This window comes from Neisseria sp. P0021.S005, assembly GCF_051956955.1.
The window spans coordinates 1-2,373 of sequence record NZ_JBQCWY010000467.1; the positions used below are offsets into that span (position 1 = coordinate 1).

1 protein-coding gene is annotated in these 2,373 nt (G+C 45.1%); it reads right to left on the bottom strand.

The features are described from left to right. Positions 1-2,362: type I restriction endonuclease subunit R (locus ACTHUE_RS15665; RefSeq protein ID WP_440423946.1), on the bottom strand; the 2,362-nt coding region annotated here is incomplete at its 3' end. Between the last annotated feature and the right edge of the window lie 11 nt (positions 2,363-2,373).

Consider the following 2,373-nt stretch of genomic DNA (forward strand, 5'->3'; position numbering starts at 1 on the left):
CAAAAGAGTGGTGTAGCTCCTCAAGTGCAGCAGCTTCTTCTATGCCGCCGATGGTTTTAAGCCATTTTTCAAAACGGGCATTCATATAATTTTGATCAATTTTATCGGTTTCGATTTCGTTGATGTGTGAACGCAAATCAAATGGCACATCATCGCTACCGCCACCATTGCCTGAACTTTCTTTAAACAAATCTTTATAACGAGCCAGCAGTTTATCGTAAGTCTCTTGATCGAAATTGAGTGTGGCAGTGATCACGCTGTCGTCTTCCTGTACCACGTCATAGCTTGATTTTTCCCAAGAAAAGCCCAAGAGCCGAGCAGCTTGTAAGTGCTCATTGAGCTGATTGAATAGTTTGACAAACTTTGCGCATGAGGTTGTGTCATCAGGATTTTTTGAAAAATCCTCTAATCCTGCCCATTTGAAAATATCGGCAATATCGGCAAAGCAGACATTCATTTTGTCGATAACCTTATCTAAATTATCGACAAACAGCCCCATTGGGCGATCGCCCGAATAAAGTTTGACGGCTCGCTCAATGTTTTGTTGCATCGTATGCGGCTTGCGGTAATAGCGGATTAAACCAAAAGGCTTATCGGTTTTGTCGCATACGCGGTTAGTGCGGGAAAACGCCTGAATCAAGTTGGCGTAATCCAAAATTTTGTCTAGATAGAGCGTATTGAGCCATTTGCTGTCGAAGCCCGTCAGCATCTGATCGACCACAATCAACAAATCCAGCTGCTCGTCGGGCTTGATTCTCTTATACGCATTGATATGCGACAACCTATCCGACAAATCCGTTTTAAATCGGGAATAGGTGGCGTAGCCGAAATTTGTGTGGAACTGGGCGTTGTAATCTTTCAAAATTTCGGCAATCCATATTTCCTTGTCGTTGCCTTGCCCATCGTTAAGAATATTCGGATCGAAAAGGGCGGTCAGTTTCGGCCAGGGATTTTTAGCTTCCTCAGGATCTTTGGCTTCCTCAGAATTTTTGGCTTCCTCAGCAATTCTGGCTTTCTCAGCAATTTTGGCTTTAATTAGGCGGTAATAATTGACCGCTTCGGGAATAGAGCTGGTGGCAAAAATGGCATGATATTTTTTGCCTTGGCTGAGGCGTTGCCAATTATCCAGCATGTCGTCAATCACCGCATTCACATGTTCCGGCGTTTGATATTGCACATTGGGTATATAATCTTCAATGCCTTTTTGATATTTGCCGTCTGAAGTATATTCTCCCGCCATCGGCACATCGTTCATAAATTGATTGTAGATTTTTTTCTTTTGATCATCGGCAAATACTTCGCTTTCATCTGCTGCTTTGGCTTCTTGCAAAGCGACAGATCTGCGTAAATCGCTGTCTTTAAAGGTGCGGATATGGAAGGGGTGAAAGCCCAGCACATTTTCATCACGAATGCCGTCTGCAATCGAATAGCGGTGCAATTCATTGCCGAAAACCGTGGCAGTGGTTGAATTTTTCTTAGCGTTTTCTTCTTCAATCGGCGTGCCGGTAAAGCCGAAGAAAATCGCATTGGGGAAGGTGTGCTTAATGGTGAGCAACATATCGCCAAAAGTAGTGCGGTGGGCTTCATCAATAATAAATACCAGCCGCTTGCCACTGATTTGCTCGATGTCAGCCTCATTTACCCCTTCTTCCGCCTTGATATTACTCATTTTTTGAATGGAGGTAACAATTAAGCGGTCGCGGTCTTGTTTGCTTTTCAGCTTGGCGAGCAAAATGGCGGTGTTTTCCGTTGCCTGCACATCATCTTTACTATCGGCAAAATTCTGATATTCCTCCAGAGATTGCTTGCCCAGCTCAATACGGTCGAGCAAGAAAATCACCTTATCCGCATCTTTACGGCGGCTGATTAACTGTGCCGATTTAAAACTCGACATCGTTTTACCCGAGCCTGTGGTATGCCAAATATAGCCGCCGCGCTGATTGCCCGCCGTCCAATCTGTCTTTGCCACCGTATCAGCAATCTTGTTAACCGCATAATACTGATAGCTGCGCAACACTTTCAGCTGCTCGTCTTTCGCATCAGCAATGGTGTAATCGCCGATAAACTGGTGCGCCATCGGAATCGAGAGGAAATGCGTCGCCACCTTGTCCCATTCGTTCATATACACATTATTGAAATCCGCCCAACGGAAGTAAAACGCCGGATTTAATTGACCGCCGGTATTGGCAAAATAGCGGCATTCTTCCGGCGTCATCGCCACAAACACCTGTACCAGACTAAAAATACCCGAAAACGCGCCCGCCTTATGGTATCGCTCAATTTGATTGGTCGCTTGGCTGATGGGCACGCCTGAACGTTTCAACTCAATATGGAACATCGGCATCCCATTAATTAACAACATCAAATCGCCGC